At 51.1% G+C, this 24,350-nt stretch carries 22 protein-coding genes and 4 tRNA genes; 14 read left to right on the plus strand and 12 right to left on the minus strand.

The features are described from left to right. Positions 1–8: 8 nt before the first annotated feature. From ACZ45B_RS09910 to ACZ45B_RS09920, 3 genes are all read left to right on the plus strand, one after another. The gene (locus tag ACZ45B_RS09910; protein WP_024546442.1) at positions 9–1,943 is read left to right on the plus strand and encodes a peptidoglycan D,D-transpeptidase FtsI family protein; all 1,935 of its coding nucleotides are present in this window, start codon (positions 9–11) and stop codon (positions 1,941–1,943) included. 405 nt (positions 1,944–2,348) lie between these two features. Further along, positions 2,349–2,873 (plus strand): GAF domain-containing protein, encoded by a 525-nt coding sequence (locus ACZ45B_RS09915; protein ID WP_051352955.1) that lies wholly within the window; start codon positions 2,349–2,351, stop codon positions 2,871–2,873. Between the two features lie 62 nt (positions 2,874–2,935). After that, a tRNA-Ser gene (locus ACZ45B_RS09920) sits at positions 2,936–3,022 on the plus strand. Here ACZ45B_RS09920 and ACZ45B_RS09925 read toward each other — a convergent pair. Together ACZ45B_RS09925 and ACZ45B_RS09930 are read right to left on the minus strand one after the other, a co-directional pair. Then, positions 2,979–5,399, minus strand: coding sequence for a transglutaminase TgpA family protein (locus ACZ45B_RS09925; RefSeq protein WP_051352956.1), 2,421 nt, complete (start codon positions 5,397–5,399; stop codon positions 2,979–2,981). The two genes, ACZ45B_RS09920 and ACZ45B_RS09925, sit on opposite strands and share 44 nt — an antisense overlap. 260 nt (positions 5,400–5,659) lie before the next feature. After that, a tRNA-Asn gene (locus ACZ45B_RS09930) sits at positions 5,660–5,731 on the minus strand. Between the two features lie 163 nt (positions 5,732–5,894). Here ACZ45B_RS09930 and ACZ45B_RS09935 point away from each other — a divergent pair. From ACZ45B_RS09935 to ACZ45B_RS09945, 3 genes are read left to right on the plus strand one after another with little or no spacing between them, the layout of a single operon-like run. Continuing rightward, a complete protein-coding gene (locus tag ACZ45B_RS09935) occupies positions 5,895–6,494 on the plus strand; it encodes a sigma-70 family RNA polymerase sigma factor (RefSeq protein WP_024546446.1) in 600 nt (199 codons plus the stop codon). Continuing rightward, positions 6,491–6,907 (plus strand): hypothetical protein, encoded by a 417-nt coding sequence (locus tag ACZ45B_RS09940; protein WP_024546447.1) that lies wholly within the window; start codon positions 6,491–6,493, stop codon positions 6,905–6,907. The genes ACZ45B_RS09935 and ACZ45B_RS09940 overlap by 4 nt, the downstream gene beginning before the upstream one ends. Positions 6,908–6,956: 49 nt before the next feature. Beyond that, the gene (locus ACZ45B_RS09945) at positions 6,957–7,472 is read left to right on the plus strand and encodes a Spy/CpxP family protein refolding chaperone (RefSeq protein ID WP_024546448.1); all 516 of its coding nucleotides are present in this window, start codon (positions 6,957–6,959) and stop codon (positions 7,470–7,472) included. Positions 7,473–7,623: 151 nt separating this feature from the next. Here the strand turns inward: ACZ45B_RS09945 and ACZ45B_RS09950 are convergent, their stop codons facing one another. Further along, on the minus strand, positions 7,624–10,569 hold the full coding sequence (locus ACZ45B_RS09950) for a calcium-translocating P-type ATPase, PMCA-type (RefSeq protein WP_029681908.1): 2,946 nt from the start codon (positions 10,567–10,569) through the stop codon (positions 7,624–7,626). A gap of 196 nt (positions 10,570–10,765) precedes the next feature. Here ACZ45B_RS09950 and ACZ45B_RS09955 point away from each other — a divergent pair, with 196 nt between their 5' ends. Next, a complete protein-coding gene (locus ACZ45B_RS09955) occupies positions 10,766–12,778 on the plus strand; it encodes a pentapeptide repeat-containing protein (RefSeq protein WP_024546449.1) in 2,013 nt (670 codons plus the stop codon). A gap of 384 nt (positions 12,779–13,162) precedes the next feature. Here ACZ45B_RS09955 and ACZ45B_RS09960 read toward each other — a convergent pair whose 3' ends face one another. The 3 genes from ACZ45B_RS09960 to upp form a co-directional block, all read right to left on the minus strand. Continuing rightward, positions 13,163–13,429: a YggT family protein gene (locus tag ACZ45B_RS09960; RefSeq protein WP_024546451.1), complete on the minus strand. Its 267-nt coding sequence runs from the start codon at positions 13,427–13,429 to the stop codon at positions 13,163–13,165. Positions 13,430–13,523: 94 nt separating this feature from the next. After that, positions 13,524–13,826 (minus strand): ssl2009 family thylakoid membrane protein, encoded by a 303-nt coding sequence (locus ACZ45B_RS09965; RefSeq protein ID WP_024546452.1) that lies wholly within the window; start codon positions 13,824–13,826, stop codon positions 13,524–13,526. Positions 13,827–13,947: 121 nt separating this feature from the next. Continuing rightward, on the minus strand, positions 13,948–14,601 hold the full coding sequence (gene upp, locus ACZ45B_RS09970) for a uracil phosphoribosyltransferase (RefSeq protein ID WP_024546453.1): 654 nt from the start codon (positions 14,599–14,601) through the stop codon (positions 13,948–13,950). A gap of 63 nt (positions 14,602–14,664) precedes the next feature. Here upp and ACZ45B_RS09975 point away from each other — a divergent pair, with 63 nt between their 5' ends. Together ACZ45B_RS09975 and purH are read left to right on the plus strand one after the other, a co-directional pair. Further along, positions 14,665–15,123: a molybdenum cofactor biosynthesis protein MoaE gene (locus tag ACZ45B_RS09975; RefSeq protein ID WP_024546454.1), complete on the plus strand. Its 459-nt coding sequence runs from the start codon at positions 14,665–14,667 to the stop codon at positions 15,121–15,123. Positions 15,124–15,214: 91 nt separating this feature from the next. Continuing rightward, positions 15,215–16,765 (plus strand): bifunctional phosphoribosylaminoimidazolecarboxamide formyltransferase/IMP cyclohydrolase, encoded by a 1,551-nt coding sequence (gene purH, locus ACZ45B_RS09980; protein ID WP_024546455.1) that lies wholly within the window; start codon positions 15,215–15,217, stop codon positions 16,763–16,765. Here the strand turns inward: purH and ACZ45B_RS09985 are convergent. Then, the gene (locus tag ACZ45B_RS09985; protein WP_158505994.1) at positions 16,762–17,667 is read right to left on the minus strand and encodes a tetratricopeptide repeat protein; all 906 of its coding nucleotides are present in this window, start codon (positions 17,665–17,667) and stop codon (positions 16,762–16,764) included. The genes purH and ACZ45B_RS09985 overlap by 4 nt on opposite strands. 243 nt (positions 17,668–17,910) lie before the next feature. On the opposite strand from ACZ45B_RS09985, the gene ACZ45B_RS09990 reads away from it, so the two are divergent. From ACZ45B_RS09990 to ACZ45B_RS10000, 3 genes are all read left to right on the plus strand, one after another. Next, positions 17,911–19,929: an elongation factor G gene (locus ACZ45B_RS09990; RefSeq protein WP_464674863.1), complete on the plus strand. Its 2,019-nt coding sequence runs from the start codon at positions 17,911–17,913 to the stop codon at positions 19,927–19,929. A gap of 139 nt (positions 19,930–20,068) precedes the next feature. After that, positions 20,069–20,317 carry a Ycf34 family protein gene (locus ACZ45B_RS09995; protein WP_024546458.1) on the plus strand — a complete coding sequence of 83 codons (249 nt, stop codon included), beginning with the start codon at positions 20,069–20,071 and terminating at the stop codon, positions 20,315–20,317. Between the two features lie 91 nt (positions 20,318–20,408). Continuing rightward, a complete protein-coding gene (locus ACZ45B_RS10000) occupies positions 20,409–20,837 on the plus strand; it encodes a hypothetical protein (protein WP_038027947.1) in 429 nt (142 codons plus the stop codon). 18 nt (positions 20,838–20,855) lie between these two features. Here the strand turns inward: ACZ45B_RS10000 and ACZ45B_RS10005 are convergent, their stop codons facing one another. Both ACZ45B_RS10005 and rpsD read right to left on the minus strand, forming a co-directional pair. Further along, the gene (locus ACZ45B_RS10005) at positions 20,856–21,998 is read right to left on the minus strand and encodes a tetratricopeptide repeat protein (protein ID WP_464674864.1); all 1,143 of its coding nucleotides are present in this window, start codon (positions 21,996–21,998) and stop codon (positions 20,856–20,858) included. 124 nt (positions 21,999–22,122) lie between these two features. Continuing rightward, the gene (gene rpsD / locus ACZ45B_RS10010) at positions 22,123–22,731 is read right to left on the minus strand and encodes a 30S ribosomal protein S4 (protein WP_024546462.1); all 609 of its coding nucleotides are present in this window, start codon (positions 22,729–22,731) and stop codon (positions 22,123–22,125) included. A gap of 317 nt (positions 22,732–23,048) precedes the next feature. On the opposite strand from rpsD, the gene ACZ45B_RS10015 reads away from it, so the two are divergent. Next, positions 23,049–23,133 (plus strand) — tRNA-Leu (locus ACZ45B_RS10015). A gap of 126 nt (positions 23,134–23,259) precedes the next feature. On the opposite strand, the gene ACZ45B_RS10020 is transcribed toward ACZ45B_RS10015, so the two are convergent. The 3 genes from ACZ45B_RS10020 to ACZ45B_RS10030 form a co-directional block, all read right to left on the minus strand. Next, the gene (locus tag ACZ45B_RS10020; RefSeq protein ID WP_024546463.1) at positions 23,260–23,511 is read right to left on the minus strand and encodes a hypothetical protein; all 252 of its coding nucleotides are present in this window, start codon (positions 23,509–23,511) and stop codon (positions 23,260–23,262) included. A gap of 102 nt (positions 23,512–23,613) precedes the next feature. Next, positions 23,614–23,931 (minus strand): Mo-dependent nitrogenase C-terminal domain-containing protein, encoded by a 318-nt coding sequence (locus ACZ45B_RS10025; RefSeq protein ID WP_024546464.1) that lies wholly within the window; start codon positions 23,929–23,931, stop codon positions 23,614–23,616. A 24-nt stretch (positions 23,932–23,955) separates the two neighbouring features. Beyond that, the gene (locus ACZ45B_RS10030) at positions 23,956–24,084 is read right to left on the minus strand and encodes a hypothetical protein (RefSeq protein WP_255326086.1); all 129 of its coding nucleotides are present in this window, start codon (positions 24,082–24,084) and stop codon (positions 23,956–23,958) included. 182 nt (positions 24,085–24,266) lie between these two features. On the opposite strand from ACZ45B_RS10030, the gene ACZ45B_RS10035 reads away from it, so the two are divergent. Further along, positions 24,267–24,337 (plus strand) — tRNA-Gly (locus tag ACZ45B_RS10035). Positions 24,338–24,350: the final 13 nt, after the last annotated feature.

The following is a 24,350-nucleotide window of genomic DNA, read 5'->3' on the forward strand; positions in this document are numbered from 1 at the left end:
TCAAACCCATGACCATGCCTTCTTCCCGTTCCCATCAGCAACGGCGACAATTGTACCAGCGCAAGAAAAAGGCGCTCTTAGCTCAGCCTCCAACCCCCCATGTACTGCGGCTTCGTCTGCTGGTTATTCTGGGGGTATTTCTGTTAGGGCTGCTGGGTTTGACAAGTCGGCTTGTCTATCTCCAGGTCGTTGATTATGAACGCCTCGGGGCGATCGCCCAGTCTCAGCACCAAGTTACCCTGCGACCCTACATTCCCCGACGGACAATCGTCGATCGCAATAACAATATTCTCGCCCTTGATCGCATTGCTTATACCCTCTATGCCCATCCCATCGGCTTTCGCCTGCCAAAAGAGCTAGAAGAAAATTTACCTGAGGCGATCGCTCCCACTGATCTGCCCAAAGCCGTCGCCCATTACCTCGCGCCAGTTCTGGGTGATATTACCCCCGACGATCTCGAAAGCCAACTGCGCCAACAAAGAAGCGGCATCCTCCTGCGTCCTAGCCTCGACCAAGCCAAAGTTGACGAAATCCGCCGCCTCCGCATTGATGGCCTAGAACTCATCGAACGCTATGGCCGCTTTTACCCCCAAGGCAGTGCCGCTGCCGAAATTACAGGCTACGTTCAAGCAGATGAGCACATTGGTCAAGCAGGCATTGAATTGTCCCAAGAAAGTCAAATCCAGCGAGAGCCCATATCTCTCGCCCTGCGACGTAATGCCCGGGGTGCTATCCTGCCGGGTGATCTGCAAGCAGAAGCGATGAAATATGACGATTGGGAACTACAACTGTCCCTCGATCTTCCCCTCCAAGAAGCGGCTCGCAATGCAATGCAAAAACAAATGGCCGCCTACAAAGCCAAACGAGGCATTGTGATCGTCATGGATGCCCGCAATGGTGAGATTCTCAGCCTCGTGACGGAGCCTAGCTATGACCCCAATAACTACGCCCAGGTCACCCCAGAGAATTACGATGTCTTTAAAAATTGGGCGGTGGCCGATCTCTATGAACCTGGTTCTACCTTTAAGCCGATTAACATTGCCCTTGCCCTCGACGCTGGTGTCATTAGCCCTAGTACCGTTGTTAATGACACTGGGACAATCCAAGTCGGTCCCCACCGAATGAAAAACTATAACGGAGCAGGGAATGGTTTAATTGATGTCGCCCATGTCCTGAGGGTTTCGAGTAATGTGGGCATGATTCGCTTGATGCAAAATCTCCCTCAGAACGATTATTATGACCGCCTCCAGAGCCTCAAACTCACCGAACTGACTGGTATTGATTTGCCAGGAGAAGTAGCCGGGAGCATCAAAAGTCGCGAAAAATTTACGAGTAGTCCCGTTGAGGCCGCAGTTAACTCCTTTGGTCAAGGGTTTACACTCACCCCCATAAAACTAGTGCAGCTCCATGGAGCTTTTGCCAATGGTGGGACTTTGGTTCGTCCCCACTTGGTTCGGGGATTATTTGATAGCCAAGGTCAAGCTCAGAATGTCACGCCCAAGGCTGTGATTCCGCGCAACCCCCAACAACTGCCGACCCAAGCAGAACCTGAAGCTGATAATCAGATTTTTTCTCCAGAAACAGCGCAGACAGTACTTGAAATGATGGAAACGGTGGTCACCGACGGAAGTGGCGAAAAGTCGAAAATTGCGGGTTATCGCATTGGGGGTAAAACTGGCACTGCCCAGAAAGCTCAAAATGGTCGCTATATCCCAGGCTCCTATATCACAAGCTTCGTCAGTATTTTTCCGGTGGATGAGCCTCGTTACGTGATTCTTGCGGCGGCTGATGAACCCACAGAGCCTAATTCTTTTGGGGGGACTGTAGCAGCGCCTGTCGTCCATGATGTAATTCAGGCACTGATTCTGCGTGAAAAAATTCCTCCCTCTGAGGCGATCGCCATCCCTCAGTCTAATGCCAGTGATGACTCGGGAAACGAATGATCTTCATTGATTTTTAATCCTTTCCTTAGAAAATTTTCAAATTACATTTTCAGAAAGCCAAGTTCTTTCTGGTTATTTTTAAAGGTTGTATAAACAAGAGAAAAAATACATCAATTGCTCCTTAATTTTCAGAACAGAATCACATGATTTCAATCGCAATAAGATTGTGATATCCATGGTCATGTGATAGAGAGAAATCTATCGTATACCAGGTGGCATCTGGTTTGTGCCGGCCAGTCAAGCTATTTTTGTAGGTTCTTTGTCGGGGATTAGGTTCGAAGTGTCATAGGGGTGATTCGTGGGGTTTATCACCGTTTTAAATCTCCCGATGACTCTAAATCACAGGTGATATAATGAAGGGATGTCCACTAGAGTACCAATATCAATGATCGTCGGCGATCGTCTATGAATTTTATGATTTTTCCGCCGCCGCTTCTCAACGAAGAACACCGCCTTGAAGCCCTCTATGATGCCTGTCTTCTGGATACGCCCCCGGAGGCGGCTTTTGATTTCATCACGCGACTAGCGGCCCGTCTTTGTCAGACCAAGATTGCCCTTATTTCTTTGGTTGATCGCGATCGCCAATGGTTTAAATCTAGCTATGGCCTTGCCGTCGAAGAAACGCCGCGCATGTCTTCTTTTTGCGCCCATGCCATCCACGATAGGACTCTGTTTGAAGTGTGTGATGCCAGCCAAGACCCACGTTTTTGGGATAATCCTCTGGTGCTCGGCGCGCCAAATATTCGTTTCTATGCGGGGATGCCCCTCCAGACAAAGGATGGTCATTGCCTCGGAACTCTTTGTGTGATTGATGACAGACCAAAACAACTTTCAAGCCGTGAGCGGGCGCATCTTCAGAGTCTTGCCAAACAAGCAGAACAACACATCCATTGGCGATCGCAATATCTTTCTAAAATTGCTGCCCTTTAATTTTTCAAGCCTGGGGGGACTAGCCAATCCCCCTGATTGTGTTTAGAATAGTCTGGCTCCCTGGAGAGGTGGCAGAGTGGTTGAATGCGGCGGTCTCGAAAACCGTTACTGGGGCGACTCAGTCGGGGGTTCGAATCCCCCCCTCTCCGTTTTGAATGACCCCCGGGACAAAGACCGTTGTAAGTGACGGAGTTGTTCCCGCAGATAGTCTGTATTGGCAGCTTGGTTGCCATAACGCCAACCCACATAGGCATCCGTTAACTCGGCCAAGATTGCCTGGGCTTCTGGGCGATATTGGCCTTGGATACCCCGCAGAAATTCCCAGGGGGTTTGACTGCGTTGTTTTTTGTGACCTTTATTTTGCAATAGGGCTAGCATTTGTTGATAGAGCTGCTCCATGATGGGGAGACGCGCAAATTGCTGTCGTTGGTACCATTGACGGATTTGCTTAAAGATAAACCAGCCCCCCATGCTTGCCACCCCTAAGGCGATCGCCCCGATAATCGCTCCCACCAGACCACCGGACACAAAGCTCCACACCCGGGCAATAAGAGAACCAAGAGCCTTAAGGATGGTGAACCAGAGCCCCTCGAGAAAGGCAGCGATCGGTGATGGGACCCAACTAGCCACCCAGTCCCAGAACCAGCGCAGTACCCCAAACGTCCCACTTTCCTCAAAAGAGGGGGGGACAACTTCCTGTCCTGGGCGCGGATCGAAGGCAAACCAGCCTTGTCCAGGGAAATAGGCTTCTGTCAGGGCATGAGCATCGGTATTGTGCACCAAATAATAGCCAGTAAAGGGATTGAAATCCCCTTGGCCAAACCCCGTGACAAATCGTGCCGGAATGCCGAGGGAACGTAACATTACCGTCAGCACCGTGGCGTAGTGATCTGGATAGCCCCCCTGGTGCTTAAACAGAAACGCCTCGACGAGGTCTTCGCCTTCCTCAAAAAAAGGAATCTCCTGGGGCTGGGGGAAACGCTGTTTTAAACCCTGGGCCAAAAACAAGGCTTTTTCGTAGGGAGAAGTAATCGGACTGTTCGAGCGGGACAAAATATCTTCGGCAACGGCCCGGACATCGGCTTCAATCTCTGGGGGAATTTCTAAATACTTACGGCGGATTATTTCTGGATAGTCGCTCCCCGCAGCGGCAAGGGCCGTACGATCACGATAGGGTACTTGGGAAATAGCAGTATAGGTCAAGCCTTCCAATAGACCTAGGGGCGATCGCAAATTACCTTCTGGGTCTTGGCCAATTTCTGCCGTCGGAAAATAAAGTTCCAGGGGATATTGCATCGCTGGGACGATATTCGGCAGGGACATGGTCGCCGTATAGCTCTGAATAATGCGCTTTTTTTCTATTCCATTGGGCATAAAAGGAGTGAGAAAAAATCGCCCAGCCCAACGGGAGCGCTCCGTGATCCGCAGATCGTCACCATTGGTTACTTCCCAGCCCTGGCCCGTATATTTGTCAAAGGACATCACCCGCCAAAAACCAGGTGCTTGGGAGCGCACCCGCATCACCAATCGCCTTTCCATTTCTCCCCGGAGATTTTGGTTAACGATGTTATTGAAGCCGTAGTATTGGGTTTTATCAATTTCCCCCGCCCCTTCAGTGGGACTACTGCCGCTCCCTTGACCTGTACCTGTGCTATCCCCAAAAGTGGCGTCCCCTTCTTCCCCAGTAGGACTTTCGTAGCCTGGATTAAATAGGGTGCGATTAGTGGGGCTAAAGCGTTCATTTTCGGGGGTGTCTGTTGGTAGACCTACGGGCAAGGAACTAAGCTGATAGCCGGGAAAACGGGGCATCGCTAAAAATAAGCCCATCCCTAGGACCAAAGTGATACTGAGGATAATACCGAGACGCTTTGGGGAAAGGGGAGAATATTGCCAGATATTTTCCTGACGCTTCCGGGAAGATGATCGCCTGGGCCACAGTAATGTTTCTAAGCCCTCTAAACCCAGTCGAGAGCGGTAGTCCAGCATCAGGACAGGTAAGGCGATCGCCAAAAATAAAACCAACCAAGGCGCGAAGGTCAGGGTTTGGGAAACCGTACCCGCGACCCCCAGCAGAATCAGACCAATGACCATCGAATAGCCCAAATCCTTCCGGCGGGGCAAGTCAAAACTATGGAGAATCTGGAGCTGAATCAACAGTTCCGCCAGCACTAAACGTGTATCATTCAGAGCAATGACGAGATTTTGAAAAAACAATAACAACATCCCCAACATGCCGATGGCGATGAGAAACTTTGCCCCCACGTTTGGTTTTTGACGATTTTGCCAGCTCCAAATCCCGCCCAAAATGCTGAGAGGCACCGCCAAAACACTGATTGGCAACCCGAACCAAATCATATTGCCAGCGGCTGCCACATCTGTGGCGATGATTCCTACGATGACCAATAGCTGCACCAATATCCTCAGAAGCACAGATTCTTCGGTTTGCGGCTTCGGCAGATTACGTAGCTTTTCAGTTAGGTTCGTAAACAGCGATTTTTTAGCTTGGGATGGTGAGTTAGAGGTCATTTTGCCAGGGGGGATTCAGAGGCCTTTTATTAGCCTACCCTTTCCCTTCAGATCCGGCATTAATAACCTAGCTGAACAGAAATTAATAACTTGCCGATGAACACAATTGGGTTCCGAGTTGGAATTACGGCAAATGCGGTGCCAGAGTGCTTCGCTCAACTTTGCCTTGCCTATACAGGTGATCACCTGTCTTCAGCTGTAAACCGACAATGCCTTCTCTGTATCGTCGCCAGTTTGTGATTAGACCTTTTCTTTTTGTACTCCCCAGGCAAGATTCGAACTTGCGACCAATCGATTAACAGTCGACCGCTCTACCGCTGAGCTACTGAGGATTGGGAGAAACGAACGTTGTCTTCCAACGGTTTAACATTATAGCCATAGCTTTTGGGATTTGACAAGACCTTTACTGAAATTGGTGCAGAATTTTTTGGGTAACCGTTGAACCTTTGGGCAAATACTCCCGTCTAAAAAGAGGTGCGATAACTGGAGAGGGAAATGCCCGATCAAGCGATTGAGCAGCCTGCAGCCATTTCGGATCGAGAATTGGTCTGCCTTTGCCAAGGAAAAGGGGGAAATTTGCGAGGCCAACGCGATCGCCAAAGCTTTCGCCTGTTGTACCAGCGTTATCATCAGAAAGTGCGTTCCACGGTGTATCAGCTTTGTGGGGTGACTCTTCTAGATGACCTCGTTCAGGAAGTTTTTCTGAAGGCTTGGCAAGGGCTGCCCCGTCTAAAAAATCCAGACTATTTTGCGACCTGGCTCTACCGCATCACTTGGAACGTGGCGACAGACCAGCGGCGACGTTTTGCAAAGCAGATGAAATTAATTGATGGTTTGGAAGCCCACCTGGGTCTGCGATTAGACGCCCGACCAGAGGAGTTGAGTCAGATCCATTATCAGGATTTGGTGCAGCGAGGGTTGCAGTCTTTGAGTTTAGAACAGCGGGCTGTGGTGGTGCTCCATGACCTCAAGGATTTATCCCAAAAAGAGGTCGCAGAAATCCTCTGCATTCCCATGGGGACGGTCAAGTCGCGTCTTCACCATGGCAGGCGATCGCTCCGTCAGTTCCTAGAAGCCCAAGGAGTCAGCTTATGAAACGCCGTGACCATGACCAATTAATCCGCTTTTTGAAAGACCATGAGCCCTGGGGGCCACCGCCTCCCCTAGATCACACCGAAGATCTCCTGGAGAAAATAGAACAGGAACAGTTCGCTCTGGCAAAGCAGCCATCTCACCCAAAAAAGATGAAGGAGGTATGGTGGCTGTCAGCTGTGGCTGTTGCGGGATTTCTAATGGCCATAGGTCATCGCCAGTTTTCCCAAAATTTAGCGACGATATCTGACCAGACTTTACCGACGGCCGCGCTTATTCAACCCCAGGCGATCGCCGACCAGAATCTCGACAACTTCATAGAAGAGAGTTGGTCCAGATCTATCGGTGAACACCTCTACCACGAGGATGAACTTTCCCAGGGATATGTAGACTTTGTCGTAAACTCCCAGCCCTAAAAAATCATCATTCCTTGTTGTTCTGTGCAAATTTTGGAGATTATCAACGATGTTGAGAAATCATATTTTATTGGCGACTGCGGTAGCTTGCTCTTTTGTGGGAGAAATGACGATCGCCGATGCTGACATCGGCCAACATCCCTACCGACTACAGGCCGCTCAAATTGCCATGGGTTCCACGGGAGAACGGCCAAGGGACCTAACCGATAAACTCGACCTCGATGCCAATCAACGGCAACAAATTCAGGCTATTCGCGACAATTATCGCAGTGAAATGGGAGCGCAGTATGGGGTGATGCGACAAGAACAAAGCACAATGCGGGCTCTTCTCCTCAATGACAATAGCAGTCGCACTGAGCTTGAAGCCCAGCACCGTGTCTTGACCCAGGTGCGCCGAGAATTAGCGGATCTCCATTTTCAGCAAATGCTCGACATCCGTGAAGTGTTGACCCCTGAGCAGCGGGCAGAACTGGCCCAACACATGGCCGAAAAACGTCGAGGCGATCGCCCCCAAAACTCTTCCCAAAGCCAAGGCCGTTGGCGCAGTTGGTTCGGGCGTCGCTGACATATCTAATGGGATTACCAACGCGCCTCTAAGACCTTGCGCGTATAAAGCGAAGGGTCAAATTTTCCATCGCTCAATTCCGTGGCTAGGCAACTGGGATCGCCCCCACCAGCTTTATTGAGATCTGACCTTACCTCAATTAGCCCACAGATTACAGCTGGGCTCCCTGCCTTTGAACCTTGCGCCAAACTTCACCTCCCCACAACACCAAGGAGGTGCCAGCAATAATCAACATCCAGTCACGACAACTGAGGGGAACAGTACGAAAGGCATTGCTTCCCCATTGCACCATTGCCACTTGGCCCACAAAAATTGTTGCAACAATGGCTCCGAAGGCCGGATTTTGCGCGAGACCTGTAAAGGCAGAAATCGAGAGGCCAAAACAGCGGGCGTTAAATAAATTCCACAGTTGCAAAAAGACAAAAATGGCAAAAAAGACCGAAAGCTCGTAGGTATTGATGGTGCCATCTCGCAGTTGATATTTCAAAATGCCAACCATTAATACTAAGAATCCGCACCCTAAAATCGCAATTTGCTGTGCCATCGCTTTGGTAATGATGAACGCGTTGGCTTGACGGGGCGATCGCCTGAGGACTTCTGGGTTTGGGGGCTCCGTGGCCAGGGCCAAAGCAGCGAAGGTATCCATAATCAAATTTACCCAGAGCATTTGGGTGACTGTCAGGGGTAGCTCAATGCCGATAAAAGGCCCAAGGAGGGCTGTGCCCAGGGCGACCACATTAATGGTGAGCTGAAAGAGCAGAAATTTTTGGATATTTTCGTAGAGCGATCGCCCCCAGAGCACGGCATTCACAATACTGCTAAAGGAATCATCCAACAAGATAATATCACTGGCTTCCTTGGCGATCGCTGTGCCGCTACCCATGGCCAAACCCACCTGGGCCTGTTTAAGAGCGGCCGCATCATTGGTTCCGTCCCCCGTGACCCCGACCACTTCCCCCCGCTGTTGCAACAATTTCACCAGGCGCAACTTATCGAGCGGACAAGCCCGGGAGAGAATCCTTAAAGACTTGACCGCTGCCCGAGCTGTGTCATCGTCCATGGCGGCGAACTCCGGCCCTGTCAAGTGCAATGCCCCGAAGTGTTCCTCTTCAGTTTGTTGCCAGAGGCCGATCTGTCGCCCAATTTCCCAGGCCGTTTGGGGGCTATCGCCCGTAACAATTTTCACTTGAATGCCTGCCCGCAAACAGGCGCTTACCGCCGCTGGTACATCATCCCGGAGGGGGTCAATAATCGCAAAAAAACCTAACCAGACGAGATGGCGTTCAATTTCTGTCACTTTGAACTGTTTGAGATTACTGAGGGGCCGATAGGCAAAACCCAGGGTACGCATCCCGCGACTCTGATAGTTGTGGAGGGTTGTGATGATCGCGTGGCGTTCGGTGAGGGGCACAACACCAGCCGCCGTTAACTCATAATCACAATGATTTAAAATCACTTCGGGTGCTCCTTTGACGTAGAGCACTTCTTCCTGGAGGATTGGTGATTTCCCGAGGCTGGTCATGTATTTTTTTTCTGCGGAGAAGGCGCCTTGGGAAGTGAGGTCAAAGTTATAGCGATAGGCTAAATAATCTAGGTTTTGCTGATCTAGCCAGAGCAAAAGCGCCCCCTCGGTGGCATTGCCAAGGACTTCGGGGAATCCTGCCGTGGTGTATTCTAAATCGGCGGTACTGTTGGCGGCGATCGCCTCAGCGATCACTGACTGAAAATGGGCCACCTGTCCAGGGTCAGCATCTTTTAGGCTGGGCATACAGGTTTCATAGACACGCATTTGGTTACAGGTGAGAGTTCCCGTTTTATCTGAACAAATCACCGTTGTTGCACCAATTGTTTCGCAGGCATGCATCCGGCGCACCAGGTTATTTTCTGCCATCATCCGTCGCATACTGTAGGCCAAAGAAAGGGTCACACTCATCGCCAACCCTTCCGGTACGGCCACTACGATGATCGTTACGGCCACCATAAAATAGTTGAGTAATGTCAACCATACATCTAGGGGCAACCATGTCCCCACCTGGCGCGGGAGCCAGTGCTGACTAAGGCCAAACCCAAGGCTGCCGCCTAGCCATAGGCCCGCACCAATCAGCATCAGCGGCGTATTTTTTAACCAGAGGGGCACGGCAAGATCGAGAAATGGGGGTAAACGACCATTTTGCTTCAACAAAGCTTGGCCATCTTCGAGAATAGGCAGCCACACAGGGGCTAAAAGGGCGATCACGGCACTCAGACAGCAGGCGATCGCATACCCTTGACTCCCGGTCAGTTGTAATTCTTGGGTGAACAGTCCCCGTAAAAAAAGGGCGATAAATGTCAACATCGCCACCCCCAGACCAACAACGCCGATCGCCTGGCTAAGAGCTTCGAGTTGCTGATTGAGGGGGGTATGGGGGTTATCTTCGACGGTGGCCACCGCCTGGGCCAATTTGCCAATTTCTGTGCGATCGCCCACCGCAATCACCTCACAAAAACCATGGCCCTGGGTGACGATGGTACTGCGATAGACTCGATCAAAAGGATAGATAGATTGCTCCGAAGCCAATTGATATTTATCGGCCTTAGCAGACTTATTCGCCGGCTCTGATTCCCCCGTAAGCTTGGCTTGATCTACCCGGAGAGAGACACTTTCAAGGATTTTGGCATCAGCGGGAATTTCATGCCCCTGTTCGATATAAATCACATCTCCGACGACCAGATCTTGCCGGGGCAAACTGAGATATTTTTCCCCACGGATCACCTTCACCATGACCTGGTCGTAAACATGATTCAAGAGGGCAAATTCTTGATTCGCTTTAAACTCATTAAAAAAAGCAACCACCGTCGCTAAAATAATCGCTGCGAGGATCCCTAGACCTTCGGCATATTCGCCCCTAAGCGCACCCACTACCAAGGCCACCACCGCCGCAATCATTAAAATGCGAATCACCGGATCGGCAAACTTTTCTAAGAAAAGCCGCCACCAAGGAATCCGCTGGGGTGGGGTTAAGACATTGGCGCCATATTGAATTCGATTGACCTGAACCTGTTCCGCTGTCAAACCCGCATAGGGCAGATGGCGATCGCCAAGAGATGCAATAGTCATAGGTAATAATGCCAAGAGAAAGCTGACCATTAGGAAGGAGGTCACTGCCTCTAGGTTCTATGGTAGGTTTCTCCCTTTGGGCGGCGGGGGTGAACGTTAGAAAAATTTAGTCTCCGGTTGGTCACACCACAAAATAAAATCCAGTTCCTCGATAAGATGATGGGGAAATATCACTCCCTCCACGGATCAATTTGTCATGACGGTTTCCCCCACGGTGATCAACAGCATCCTCACACGCCTAGAAACCATCGAAGCACGTCAAAATTTGCTCAAAAATCATCTGCTGGGTCTGAAAGGTCAGGTTGAGGAACTCCAACGGGTGATCACGGCTAATCCCGGTCAACAGGCGATCGCCGCAGACCTCAACCAACATCTCAATACCCTCGAAGGCGAGTACTTTGGGCAGGCAGCCGCAAAAAATACCAAGCAACCCGACCCTTCCCAAAACACTTCCTTAGACGACATTTTAGCGGGGGATGACCTTGCCCTACTGGGCCTTTCCGACGCAGAATTAATGGCCAACCTCGACCTAGACACCCTCCAACTCAATGGGTCTGAAACCTTTGATTTGGGTGAAGATCTAGACCTTATGGATCTCGACTTAGACACCCTCGATAAATTTGACCTCAACGGTGCTGAATCTGGCCTAGACCTGTCCATGGGAGCGCTTGAACCCGTACAGAATCTTGAAAGCTTTGACCTTGGCAGTCAACGCATCGGCATAGATCTGTCCCTCGATGACCTTGAATCCCTTGCAGAAGCTGATCCCCTTGAACCGAGTATCCCAGGGGATGATTTCCCCACCGAAAACTGCCCTGAAGCTGTCACCACCAACCCCAGTTCTCGAGACAATATTGCCCCGAGCCCCCTAGATCAGGAGAAAACGCCTCCCGCAGAACCGCCCATTGCCAAAATTCCAGACATTCCTGTTCCTGCACCATCGTCTGAAACAAACTCAGCCAATAGCCCCCAATACTCTTTCCCGACAATTTTGACAGCGGCTGATATTCTCGCGCAGCGGGCAAAACACCACACTCAATTTGTCAATTTGCAGCTATCCCATCTGTCATTGGCCCAGCAGGATCTACAACAAAGCATTTTTGATGGCAGTGATTGCCAGGGCTGTGATTTCCAAGACGCCGATCTGCGCGATAGTTCATTTCAGGACTGCCCATTACAGGGGAGTAATTTTCAAGGGGCTTCCCTAGAGCGGGTGAATTTCACCAGGGCAAATCTCGAAAGGGCGCAATTTCAAGGAATTTTATTTAATGGCCGCACTAACTTCACGGGGGCGAACCTCCAGGAAGCAGACTTTAGAAATGTAGACTTTACGCGATCGCCCATGATGGCTGACGCAAAACTTCGAGGCGCAGATTTCCGGGGGGCCAATTTCCGGGGGGCCAATCTCACAGGCTGGAATTTAGCGGGAGCAAAACTCCAGCGGGCGAACTTTATCGGTGCTGATTTACGGTCAACACAGCTCGAGCCAGAAGACTTCGACGGGGCAGTATACAGCCCAAATACCCTGTTTCCAGAAGGATTCATACCGGTAGGAGGGCTTTGCCTGGAAGCTGCGGCCCAATTGGAAAATGCAGATTTGCAGGACTTGGATTTGCGACGCCTTGACCTGACGGGGGTCAATTTCCGGGGAGCAAATTTGGCCGGGGCGATGTTACTTGACTGTGATCTGTCGAATGGAGATTGTCGGGGGACAAATTTTCGGCGATCGCAATTACGGGCCACCTGCCTAGAAACCAACTTCACAGATGCCGATTTTGGTGGGGCCGATCTCCGGGACGGGAACTTTACCGCCAGTTGTTTCCAGGGGGCAAATTTTCAGGGGGCAACCCTCAAGGCCGCCAATTTCACGGCGACAGATATGCGGCGGGCAAATTTCCGAGACAGTGACACATATCGCGCCAATTTTAACGGCGCTAACCTCCAGGCCGTTGATCTAGTCGGCATTAACTTTGAGGGAGATTTGAGCGGCGCTGATCTCTCGGGGGCGCAGTTGCAGGGGGTGAATTTGAATTATTTAGATTTGAGCTGGGCCAACCTGACCGGGGCCGATGTAACCGGAGCCAGCTTTAAGGAGACAAATTTAGACAATGCGAATCTACGGGGGGTCAAGGGCTTTGATTTACGGGCCCATGCCTACAAAATTTACCTAACGAATACAGTGATGCCCGATGGTAAAACCTGTGACTAGAACAAGGGCGTAGTTATGGGTAACAGTGACTGGAACTCTTCTGGGGGCTCTTTTTTGTGGAAAACTGTTGATTTTTTGTGGAAAAAGAATGGTACCTGTGGAAAAAACAGGAAAAACTGAGACAGAATCTGATTATTCGCTAGGGAGGGAACTCCCCAGCGATACCCAGAACAATGGGGGCGATCGCCTACTATTTTGTTTGGGTCAGTTAGCCCCAAGCCCGATTCGAGATTGTGGCCATCTCTTGACACTTAGCGCGATGGTTACAACCTGACAGGTTACCCTTAGGCACCGATTGCCGACTACACCGCCTCCCCCAGAATCACACTATGGCCTGCGATGAATACGTCCACAGGCAGTTCCGGGTCCTCTAAAAATTGCTCGCTAAAACAACGCACCACCACCGAGTACACTACCGACGGCTTGCAGAAGAAAGATCGCAATAATAGGAGATAAGTCAAGGCCACCCAGGGGCGGAATAAAAGACCGGAACAGGTTGAGATAAGGGTCGGTAACAGGGCTGAGAAAACCCATCACTTGCATTGCCCAATCAGCGGTTTGAAACCAACTCAAAAGAATGCGGACGATGAGGAGAAGAAGATAAATTTGGATGAAGTTCCCGAGGCTGACTCGTAATAGTTCGGCTGCCATGTTCCTGTTACCGTATGAAAAAACTGAAGACTGCCCATGGGAGTCTCTTGTGGTTAATCTTAACCGATGTTGCTAGATTGCTCTGGTACGGATATCAGGAATTTGGGTTCAAGGGTTCCTTGCCATTGTGGGGGTGAAGTACAGTCATCTGCTGACGTACATCGTCGATCGCCCCATTGAGTTGGGCAATTTTATTTTCGAGGCTACGGCGAGCGATTTCCATCCCCTCTTCGGTGTCAAAGCTGAGGGGGTCTTCTTCCTCGGCCCACTGGGACTGGCCACTGGTGGTATTTTCTTTGATTTTCGAAACAGCGATCGCCCCGGCAATGCCCCCGACGACGCCCCCGAAAATTGTCCCTAGTAGAAACCCAGCTCCAAATCCATCGCGTTGACTCATGGGAAACTAAATCCTTATATTCTCTAATGCTTCTTTCAGCTTAACGGGTGGCGATCGCTCTTGACTAGGGTACTGTTGCAAAGATTTTTTGGCCCCAAAATCTAGACTCTAAAGCCTAGCCCTAGGTACCAAAGGCGCGATCGCCCGCATCCCCCAGGCCCGGCACAATAAACCCTTGATCGTTGAGATCTTGGTCAATCATCGCTGTATAAATTTGCAAAGTGGGATAGTCTTGACTCAATTTTTGCAAAGCTGGGGGTGCGGCCACGATCGAGATAATCCGCACATTCTCTGGGGCGATCCCCCGCTGGGTCAGTTCTGCCAGTGCTGCGATAATTGTCCCCCCTGTCGCTAGCATCGGATCCAGCAGCAGCAAACGGGTATCTGGGGGAAAGGTACTGGGTAAATTATTGAGATAACAGGCCACCGCCAAGGTTTCTTCATCACGCTTGTAACCGAGGTGATAGGTCGCAGTAAGATTTGGGATGACCTCCTGGGCCCCTTCCATCAAACTCAGACCGGCCCGTAAAATGGGCACAGCGATGATCGGAATTTGGGGATTGATAAAGGTGGCCGCAGTTTCAGCGAGGGGAGTCTGTACCGCTGCATTGAAGGTGGGCAACCAGTAACGGCAGGCTTCATAGGTGAGCCATTTCCCCAGTTCTTTCATGGCGGTTTTAAAAATAGGCGTTGGGCTGTTCAGATCCCTGGCGATCGCCAACCAATGTTTAAGGAGGGGATGATCTGGCACAAAAACCCGGAGTTGCGAAGCCATAAACCTTTTGCATCAAGAAAGAACCGTCCTTTAGACTAACATAAGCCCTTGCCGATAATTCCGATGCGCGTTCCTACCTATTCCCACGACCAATTTACCATTACCTTTGCGCCCTTATCTTTTGATGCAGTGTACCGTCTCGCTGAAGACCCTGGCAGTGGGGCGGTGGTGGTGATGAGTGGCACAGTCCGTAACCGCAGCGATGGCAAAGCGGTTCATTATCTCGAATATCAAGCCTATGAACCAATGGCGATCGCCGTTTTTCAGCAAATTGCCCATGACATCCGCCAACAGTGGCCCGACACCAACCGCGTGATCATTCACCACCGCGTCGGCAAACTGGAAATCGGTGAAATCAGTGTTCTCATTGCCGCCAGTTGTCCCCACCGGGCTGAAGCCTTTGCCGCTTGCCGCTATGGCATCGACACAATCAAGCACAATGCCCCCATCTGGAAGAAGGAATTTTTTGCCGGGGGCACCAGCGAATGGGTCCAGGGTTGCCGCACTGCTACGGGCTGTTAATGCTTCCTGACAGAGGCCCCTGGAACCGTTTGAAGAAAGTTGAGGCGATCGCGTATGATGGGACGCTGGTTCACATAAGGAAATCGCGGATATGGCACGTCGTTTAGCACTTTTGAGCGTCTCGGACAAAACGGGCATCATTGAATTTGCCCGGCAACTGGTCGAAGAATTCGAGTTTGACATCATCAGTAGCGGCGGCACCGCCAAGGCCCTCAAGGATGCAGGGGTTCCCGTCACCAAAGTTAGCGACTACACCGGTTCCCCAGAAATCCTCGGGGGCCGCGTTAAGACTCTCCACCCCAAAATCCACGGCGGCATCCTCGCCCGCCAAGACTTCCCCGAACATCTCCAAGATTTAGAAGCAAACAATATTCGGCCCCTGAGCCTCGTGGCGGTTAACCTCTATCCCTTCGAGCAGACGATCGCCAAGGAAGGGGTGACCGTGCCCGAGGCCGTTGAACAAATTGATATCGGTGGCCCGGCGATGCTGCGGGCGGCAGCGAAAAATTTCGGGAGTCTCACGGTCATTTCTAATCCCCGCTACTACGACGAATATTTAACGGAACTACGCACCCACGGTGGCACCGCGACCCTTGAATTCCGTCAACGGATGGCGGGGGAAACCTTTGCCCTCACCTGTGCCTATGACCAGGCGATCGCCAGCTACTTTGCCAGCACCGTAAATGCTGAAGCTGACTTACCCCAACGATTGGGAATGAGTGGTGAAGCACTGCAAACCCTCCGCTACGGCGAAAACCCCCACCAAAAAGCCACCTGGTACAAAACCGGTACCCAGGCCAGCGGTTGGGCCGCCGCCGAAAAAATCCAAGGCAAAGAACTCAGCTATAACAACTTAGTAGACCTGGAAGCAGCGCGGCGAATCATTGCCGAATTTCCCGATGGCGATCCGGCAGTAGCAATTCTCAAGCACACCAATCCCTGCGGTGTCGCCCTCGGCTCTACCCTCCTAGAAGCCTATGAAAAAGCCTTTGCCGCCGATTCTGTGTCTGCCTTTGGGGGGATTGTCGCCCTGAATAAACCCCTCGATGGCCCCACCGCTGAAGCCATGGGGAAAGTTTTCTTAGAATGTGTGGTCGCCCCCGACTGCACCCCCGAAGCGCGGGAAATTATTGCAAAGAAGAAAAATCTGCGGGTTTTAACCCTCCCTGATCTGCTCACTGGCCCGACCCAAACGATTAAAGCGATCGCCGGCGGCTTTTTAGCCCAGGACGCAGATATTCAAATTGAACAGCCCCAAGATTGGCAGTGCGTCACCGAGAAGCAACCCAGTGATGCAGATTCAGCTGAACTCTTTTTCGCCTGGAAGCTCTGTAAGCATGTGAAATCTAACGCGATCCTCGTTTCCAAAGACCGGGCGACCCTCGGGATCGGGGCCGGGCAGATGAACCGGGTCGGCGCGGCCAAAATTGCCTTTGAGCAGGCGGGCGAAAAGGCCCAGGGGGCTTACCTGGCCAGCGATGCCTTCTTCCCCTTCGATGACTCCGTACGCAGCGCGGCGGCGGCTGGGATTAAGGCGATCGTCCAGCCGGGGGGCTCGATCCGCGACGAAGATTCGATCAAAGCAGCCAATGAACTGGGCCTGATCATGATGTTCACAGGTTCCCGCCATTTCCTCCACTAGAGCTGTTGCCGGAGGGCCTGTACCCGTTGCACCCAGGTTGTTTGGCCCTCCTGGTTATAGAGAGCAAGGGCATAATCGAGGAGGGGAGCGGCAGCCTCACCGCGTCCTGTGGCCATGAGGACCTGGGCCGCGGCAAAATAGGCATTGGCATAGGTCGGATCCCGCTCACTGCTGGTGCGAAAGGCCTGGAGTGCCCCTGGCAAATCCCCCTGACGGGTTAACAAGCGCCCCTGGAGATAATGGGTCGCCGCGAGATCCCCATCGCTCCGCCGGAGCTGTTCAATCAATGGTTGGGCTGCTTCGGGGCGATCGCCTTCGAGATAGAGTTCTGCCAATTGAATACTCGCCTCCGCAAAGCTAGGGGCCAACTGCCGCGCCCGCTGCCAAGCCTGGACCGCTGCTTCTGTTTGGCCCTGGTGGCGTCGGATCAAGCCGAGATTGTAATGGGCGATCGCTAGCTCCGGATCCAGTGCAAGGGCACGTTGAATGTAAGCCTCTGCCTGGGGCCAATTTTGGCTATCGATCAAGACTCCCCCTAAATTTGCGTAGGCCACCGCAAAATCCGGTTGTAGGGCAATGGTCCGGGAAAAAGCCTCGGCGGCGCCGCGTAAATCTCCCCCTTGACTGCGGGCTAAACCCAAATTGTAGTGGGCTTCCCAGAGCTGGGAATCTAGGGCGATCGCCTGTTGAAATTGGGCGATCGCCGCCTCTACATTCCCCTGCTGGATCAAGGTTGTCCCTTCCGTCAGGCGGTCCCGGGCTGCTGGGGTCGTGGGGGTAATGGTTGTCGGCCAAGGTTGCCCCTCCGAATTTTGGGCGATCGCCAGCTCCGGGGCGACACTTCCCAAACCCAGGATGATTAACCCTTTCCAAAAATTGCGAATCGTAAACAAATTCAGCACAGATTTACAGATATTTATTCAACTTAAACTTAAACGCAAAATACCTTACAAGACATCTCAGTTTTGCGCAGGGGCTCCCCCAGGGGCGCTAGGCTTACCAAATAGAGAATCTCTTGCCAAGAAGCCGAATTTTATCTTTGAGTTCCAAAAATTTTTGAGTTTCCACCTTTCAAAAATTCCTTTTTCCTTGCCGCAATTAACTCAAATTGCGCCCCATTGCCTTAACCACGAGATGAAAAAGCTATGACCAGAACGACTGAAAATATCCGTAATATCGCGATCATTGGCCCCTACTCTGCTGGCAAAACCACTCTCCTCGAAAGTCTTCTGTTTCTGACCCAGGCCACCACCCGCAAAGGCCGCATTGAAGATAAAAATACCGTTGGCGATAGCAGCCCTGAAGCCCGGGACCACGCCATGAGCGTTGAATTGGCGATCGCCAGCACCACTTACCAAGATATTGAACTGACTTTTCTCGACTGCCCCGGCTCTATTGAATTTCTCCAGGAAACCTACAATGCCCTAGTGGGGGTTGGGACAGCGGTCATTGTCTGCGAACCTGAAACCGAACGCATTCTCACCCTGTCTCCCCTGTTTAAATTCCTCGATGATTGGAATATTCCCCACATCGTCTTTATCAACAAAATGGACCGGGCGAAAAATAATTTCCTCGATGTTCTTGCCGCCCTCCAGAAAGCCTCAAACCGGCCCCTGGTCCCCCAGCAATATCCCATTCGCAAGGAGCAGACCCTCCTTGGTTACATCGACCTTGTGTCAGAACAGGCCTACCACTACCATCCCGACTCCCCCGCCGACCCCGTACCCTTCCCAGAAGAACTCCACGTAGAAGAGAAAATCACCAGGGAAGAAATGCTGGAGACCCTGGCTGATTTTGATGACGAGCTCCTGACGATGCTCCTAGAAGAAGTCGCCCCCTCCTCTGAAAAAATTCTCCAGGATTTGCGCCAGGAACTAAGCGCTGATCAAATTGTGCCAGTAGTTTTCGGCATCGCCACCCAGGATTATGGTGTACGGCCCCTGTTGGATATTTTGGTTCAGGAAGCCCCCGCTCCCCTGGATACTACCGCCCGCCGGGAACTCAAGGCTACCCCTGGGGAAACGGTGGTTCAGGTGTTGAAAAATTTCTATACTCCCCAAGGCGGTAAATTGTCCCTCGTCCGGGTTTGGCAAGGGGAACTCCAGGAAGGAATGCTCCTCAATGGGCTGCGTCCAGGGGGCATCTACCAGCTCATGGGCAGCCAACAAAAATCAGTGCAACGGGCAATTACAGGGGAAATTGTTGCCCTCTCTCGCCTAGAAGAGGTCAAAGTTGGTGAAACCCTCAGCAGCGGCGGAAAACCGGTGCAATCTCTCCGCACTGCCACGGTGATGCAGCCAGTTTATGCCCTGGCGATCGCCCCCGAAAATCACAAAGATGAAGTCAAGCTCAGTACGGCGTTAAATAAACTGATCGACGAAGATCCGTCCCTCGCCTGGGAACAACATGGCGATACCCATGAAGTGATTCTGTGGGGCCAGGGAGATATTCATCTCCAGGTAGCCCTCGAACGACTGCGCCGCAAATATAATCTACCGATGACTACCCATCTCCCCCGGGTTCCCTACAAAGAAACCATCCGTCATGGGGGCACTTCTCACGGACGCTACAAACACCAATCCGGTGGCCATGGGGCATTTGGTGATGTGTACCTTGATATCAAACCCCTCGCGCGGGGCAGTGGCTTCCAATTCCATGAAACCATCGTCGGTGGTGTCGTACCGAAACAATATATCCCTGGGGTGGAAACAGGGGTGCGAGAATACCTCAGCGAGGGGCCTTTGGGTTTCCCGGTGGTGGATGTGGATGTAACTCTTACGAATGGTTCCTATCACGCAGTGGACAGTTCGGAGCAGGCTTTTAAGCAGGCGGCCCGCATTGCGATGACCGAGGGGATGCCCCACTGTGAGCCACAATTGTTGGAGCCGATTTTGGTAATCAATATCTATATTCCCAATGAATTTACCGCCAATGCCCTGCAACTGATCAGCGGTAAACGGGGCCAAATTCTCGGTTATGAAAGTTTGACCGATTGGCGTGGCTGGGACCATATCACTGGGTATTTTCCCCTCGCAGAGATGCATAACCTGATTATCGAGTTGCGATCGCTCACCTTTGGGGTCGGCTTCTTCGACTGGCAATATGACCACCTCCAGGAGGTACCGGACAAGGTTTCAGAACAGGTCCTTGCCACCTTGGGATAAGATTCAATTTTTCCTTTCAAGTAACCTCATGATGACCCCCAGTTGTCTCTGATGCTGGGGGCTTTTTTTTGGGGGCGATCGCCAAAATAATCTCGCTATACTGAGAAATGAAGTGCCATCACCTCCGGAGGTGCGCCCCATGTGCATTTGTGTGGACTGTGAATATGTAGACCGCTGCGAAACCTACCATGTGGTCGAGACCCAGCACCAGCAACCCCACTTAACTGACCAGCCAAATTTTTCCCCCATTGAACCGACCATTAACGTGAATATCCGTTCGGAAGGCGAAATCATTGAAATGGAATGGGATGTGGTCGGCTGTGCCAGTTTTTCTCAAGAAAAAGGGAAATGGGCCCGGCTCCGGCCTGGTGAAGCTGTTCCTACTTAAAAAAATTCATCACAGCACCAAGCGACGTTGAGACTTTTTCAGTAAAATCAATGGCGTGTATTGCAGTATCGATATGGTGTGGGGATATGTCATGAAAATCAATGGGTTTGTCTTGGGCTTGATTTGTCTAGGGGGCAGCTTAGTGGGAGACCAGGCGATCGCCCAAAGCAATATGAAAAACGGTTTCCTGAATATCCAGATGCGGACGGCCCTTTGTGGTCAAAATTGGCCCCAGGCTATTCAAGTGCTCGATACCATGAAACAAATTAGCCCCAAAGACCGCCCTGCCCTCGATCAATACCGCGCGCTCCTGGTGCGTTTTCGCAATAATAATGCTCGCCTCTCTGCCTGGCCCCCAGCAGAATATTGTTCTGGTGCATTGAATACATTGCCCAATCCCAATATGAATGGCGCTACTCCCAACAGCTCCCCCATGGCTGCCCCAGGAACGGCGGCACCCAGACCGACAACGCCCACAACCCCAGAGGGCCGACTCGATACAATTCCGGTCTTCAACTAATTTTAGATACTGAAGAGATTAATTCTGGTGGGCGATCGCCTCAGATCGACATTGGGCTTGGCGGGCGAAAATCATCGTGCTGTAGAGCTGCCAAGCCGGATCCCAGTAGGTATCTTGGTGAATTTCAGCGCGAAATAGATTGACCTGAGGATCGATCTTGCGGAGTAATTCAGGAAAATCCCGGGCATTGTTAGCAAAGCTTTTGAAATCAGCCCAACGCTCATTTTTACTGAGGTGATTAGCCAACTGTTGCTGCATACTGTTCCAGTTGCGGCGGTTACTCAGTTGCTCGATGGGATGGTCAGGGTCAACTAAAAAAGAAAACCCCCGTTGAAATTGGTAGTGCTGATCGTTTAGACGCAAAATCAATTGGCGATCGCCCCAATGCAGATCACAGAGCTGGGCATAATCCAAGACTTTGGTTTTGTAATAGGATTTGCCCCGACCATCCTTTTCAAGGGATTCTTCAAAAATCGGCACCATCCCTGTCACCCACTGGGAAATTTCAGCCCAGGGAATCGTAAACGTGACCGCTGTCCCGGCAGCATCAAGACCTCGAATTTTTAGGTCAGGGGTCAACTGTTCGATCACCTGCACCTGAATCACCTGGATGTTTTCCATCTGGGCTAAGGACAAACAAAAACTTGTAATATTTCCCTGGGCCAGAGCTTTGCCATAGAAACGTAATTCTCCCAAGTGACCCGTGCGGAATAAACGCCAGGATTTGAGGGGGAGTTGTAGCCCGGCGGAATAGGGGTCCGTGCGAAAAACCGTTGCAAAATGCTGGGCCGCCCTCTTTTTTTGACTGGGCTCTAAAGGCTCTAGAACAAATAAACCATAAGCATCCCCTTCCGGTGCCGCTTTTTCACGGGCGATCGCCATCTGTTCCAAAGACCGCTCCCGCCTTTTTAGTCGCTCCAAACCTTGGCGGGCCTGGGTGACAATTTTGGGGAGAGTTGCCCCTTTGAGGAGTTGTCGATAGTTTTTTTCTGCCTGTGCCCAGCGCCCAGTTTCCTCGTACCAGCGAGCCACATAGAGCCGGAACCAAGGATTTTTGGGTTCTATTTTTTGCCACTGCAATAGCAACTTTTGCATCCGCGCAAAATCCCCCTGGGCGAGGGCCACTTGGATCTGCTTGAGGACGGTGACAGGTTGGGCCATGGGTTCTTAAGAAAAAGGCGATCGCCAAAATATTCATCCATTCTAACCACTCCATCCCACAAAAAAAGGGGCACCATTGCCCCCCAGAAAAACGATAAATTTCGCAACAAAAATGCTGAAATCCTTAAGCCATCCGTGAATAGTATTCCACCACGAGCAGCTCATTGATTTGCAGGGCGACCCATTCGCGTTCAATGACGCCATTGACCTTACCGGTCAGGGTTGCCTTATCAAATTCCAAGTGACTGGGTACATTGGCTAAACCAGGAAACTCCATGTTTGCCTCTACCAATTTCCGAGAACGATCGCGATCGCGCACGGTGATCACATCCCCAGGACGACACTGGTAACTGGGAATATCAACAGTACGGCCATTGACCACAATGTGACCATGGTTGACCAACTGGCGTGCAGCCGGAATTGTCCCGGCCATTCCCAGACGGAAAATTGTATTATCCAAGCGCATTTCCAGTAACTGGAGAATCGATTGTCCCGTAGAACCAGTCGCACGACGGGCCTTACGGACATAACGAATCAATTGCTTTTCAGAAACACCATAGTTGAAGCGCAGCTTTTGCTTTTCCTCAAGACGGATTGCATATTCAGAACGCTTACGACGGCCTTGGCCGTGCTGTCCCGGGGGATATTCCCGACGGGCACTTTTGCGGGTCAAACCCGGTAATTCACCTAGTCTACGGGTAATACGTAGACGTGCTCCACGATAGCGAGCCATAAGGTTTTCTTTCTCCTTACAAGTTCAGAAAATGAGTGTAGAAATAAAAGACCTCAAACCGCTTATTACGGCTCTTTTTGAGATTTTTACCCACGGGAGGGAGGTCGAAACTGGACGTCCCACGGGCTGTAAAAATTTTTTAGCCTGACTCTACCGATTGCCGGAAGCAGTCAAGTTTCTAAGAAAATTTCACAATCTACCAAATATATCATGCCCCAGGGCTCTAGATAACCTGAATTATTTTTTTGCCCTGACCGCCGCCAAAAAATCCTTGTCGAAAGCTAATAATTATGATTTACTTGTAAGAGTGCCCAAATGGGGGTGTGGCGGAATGGTAGACGCTGCGGACTTAAAATCCGTTGACTATAAAAAGTCGTGAGAGTTCAAGTCTCTCTACCCCCATCAAGAAGTTTGTGAAGCTAAGTTCATAACGACATAGTCAAGGTAAAAGATCCACAGCATCTCCAGAGATCCAGCCTAAACGGTCTATCTATGTCATCTGGGTTTATTCACCTGCTGTCGTACTCACTAAAAGCGCTCGACACTGCCGAGGAAAATCGGCTCGACACGAATTGCCTTGATGCTAGAGGGACGTACAACCATAAATTCTCCCTGCATATTCTTAATGGGTACGTTGATAAAATCATCGGAGTCAGCTTTGGGAATGAGGGTGCTGCTGTACCATTTTTGAAAGTCTTTGATGTCAGTGAAGCGCACTTCTTCGCGGTGGCCGCCTTCAATTAGGAAAAAGATAGCGTATTCGTCGGCTTGTCTGGGCATGGGGTCTCGTACTCGGCGGGGACAATTCTTAAGGAATCAAGGGCAATTTTGATGCCTGACCTAGTGTATCTCAGGTTGCCGTGAACGCCATAGCACTTTGGGCTAACAGTAGGGACTGACGTCTTCGCCTGCTTCAACGAGAAAAGTAAGGGCGCGAAAGCGGAGGGCGACTAATTCATCGTAGAGGGGATTGAGTTTGCAGAGGGGCGGAATGCTAAAAAGAATGCGGCCTAAAAAGCTCACATCACGGGCAAAGGGACATTGGGCCGGAATCAGGCGACAAACGAGGTGAGCCGCTTCGGGGTTGTCGAAGGTGATCGCATTGAGCCAAAAGCGCAGGGATTGAAAAAAGTCGAAGCGTCGATTTCGGAATAGGCCGCCATAGTGGAGATGTTCGTGATTACTTTGGGAAGAATTCATTTAAAAGCCCTTTCGTCAAAAAAACTAGGTAATAACCGTGAGGTGGGATCGAAACGGTTGGGGAGGAGCAGTGGCGATCGCCTCAAGAAACAGTCTGATTAAATTTGCGGCAATGTCGCGGTGGAACAAAGGGATCGTCTTGGTGTTGAGCATTAACTCTATTGTAGTATCGATAAATTGTTGCGGGAAAAACGTGATTGAAGTGACATTTTGTCAGAATTTAGACGTTTGGCGGATGGGCGATCGCCCCAGACATTTACCCAGAAAAAATCCCGTCTGAGATCTAGACATAAAAAGTTAAAGCTGTTATGTTTATGGCAGTGTCTAAACAACTTGCGGGTGTAGTTTAGTGGTAAAACCTCAGCCTTCCAAGCTGATGATAGGGGTTCGATTCCCCTCACCCGCTTTCTCAATGATGG

The organism is Picosynechococcus sp. NKBG15041c, from assembly GCF_055380235.1.

Excerpts from the sequence above, each read along its gene's own strand:
- ACZ45B_RS10000 (WP_038027947.1), top strand. The coding sequence starts at position 20,409 with ATGAAAATCAATGGGTTTGTCTTGGGCTTGATTTGTCTAGGGGGCAGC.
- ACZ45B_RS09915 (WP_051352955.1), top strand. The coding sequence starts at position 2,349 with ATGAATTTTATGATTTTTCCGCCGCCGCTTCTCAACGAAGAACACCGC.
- ACZ45B_RS09910 (WP_024546442.1), top strand. The coding sequence starts at position 9 with ATGACCATGCCTTCTTCCCGTTCCCATCAGCAACGGCGACAATTGTAC.
- ACZ45B_RS09945 (WP_024546448.1), top strand. The coding sequence starts at position 6,957 with ATGTTGAGAAATCATATTTTATTGGCGACTGCGGTAGCTTGCTCTTTT.
- upp (WP_024546453.1), bottom strand. The coding sequence starts at position 14,601 with ATGGCTTCGCAACTCCGGGTTTTTGTGCCAGATCATCCCCTCCTTAAA.
- rpsD (WP_024546462.1), bottom strand. The coding sequence starts at position 22,731 with ATGGCTCGCTATCGTGGAGCACGTCTACGTATTACCCGTAGACTAGGT.
- ACZ45B_RS09955 (WP_024546449.1), top strand. The coding sequence starts at position 10,766 with ATGACGGTTTCCCCCACGGTGATCAACAGCATCCTCACACGCCTAGAA.
- ACZ45B_RS09990 (WP_464674863.1), top strand. The coding sequence starts at position 17,911 with ATGACCAGAACGACTGAAAATATCCGTAATATCGCGATCATTGGCCCC.
- ACZ45B_RS10025 (WP_024546464.1), bottom strand. The coding sequence starts at position 23,931 with ATGAATTCTTCCCAAAGTAATCACGAACATCTCCACTATGGCGGCCTA.
- ACZ45B_RS09995 (WP_024546458.1), top strand. The coding sequence starts at position 20,069 with ATGTGCATTTGTGTGGACTGTGAATATGTAGACCGCTGCGAAACCTAC.
- ACZ45B_RS09940 (WP_024546447.1), top strand. The coding sequence starts at position 6,491 with ATGAAACGCCGTGACCATGACCAATTAATCCGCTTTTTGAAAGACCAT.
- ACZ45B_RS09965 (WP_024546452.1), bottom strand. The coding sequence starts at position 13,826 with ATGAGTCAACGCGATGGATTTGGAGCTGGGTTTCTACTAGGGACAATT.
- ACZ45B_RS10020 (WP_024546463.1), bottom strand. The coding sequence starts at position 23,511 with ATGCCCAGACAAGCCGACGAATACGCTATCTTTTTCCTAATTGAAGGC.
- ACZ45B_RS09935 (WP_024546446.1), top strand. The coding sequence starts at position 5,895 with ATGCCCGATCAAGCGATTGAGCAGCCTGCAGCCATTTCGGATCGAGAA.
- ACZ45B_RS10005 (WP_464674864.1), bottom strand. The coding sequence starts at position 21,998 with ATGGCCCAACCTGTCACCGTCCTCAAGCAGATCCAAGTGGCCCTCGCC.
- ACZ45B_RS09960 (WP_024546451.1), bottom strand. The coding sequence starts at position 13,429 with ATGGCAGCCGAACTATTACGAGTCAGCCTCGGGAACTTCATCCAAATT.
- purH (WP_024546455.1), top strand. The coding sequence starts at position 15,215 with ATGGCACGTCGTTTAGCACTTTTGAGCGTCTCGGACAAAACGGGCATC.
- ACZ45B_RS10030 (WP_255326086.1), bottom strand. The coding sequence starts at position 24,084 with ATGCTCAACACCAAGACGATCCCTTTGTTCCACCGCGACATTGCCGCA.
- ACZ45B_RS09950 (WP_029681908.1), bottom strand. The coding sequence starts at position 10,569 with ATGACTATTGCATCTCTTGGCGATCGCCATCTGCCCTATGCGGGTTTG.
- ACZ45B_RS09975 (WP_024546454.1), top strand. The coding sequence starts at position 14,665 with ATGCGCGTTCCTACCTATTCCCACGACCAATTTACCATTACCTTTGCG.
- ACZ45B_RS09925 (WP_051352956.1), bottom strand. The coding sequence starts at position 5,399 with ATGACCTCTAACTCACCATCCCAAGCTAAAAAATCGCTGTTTACGAAC.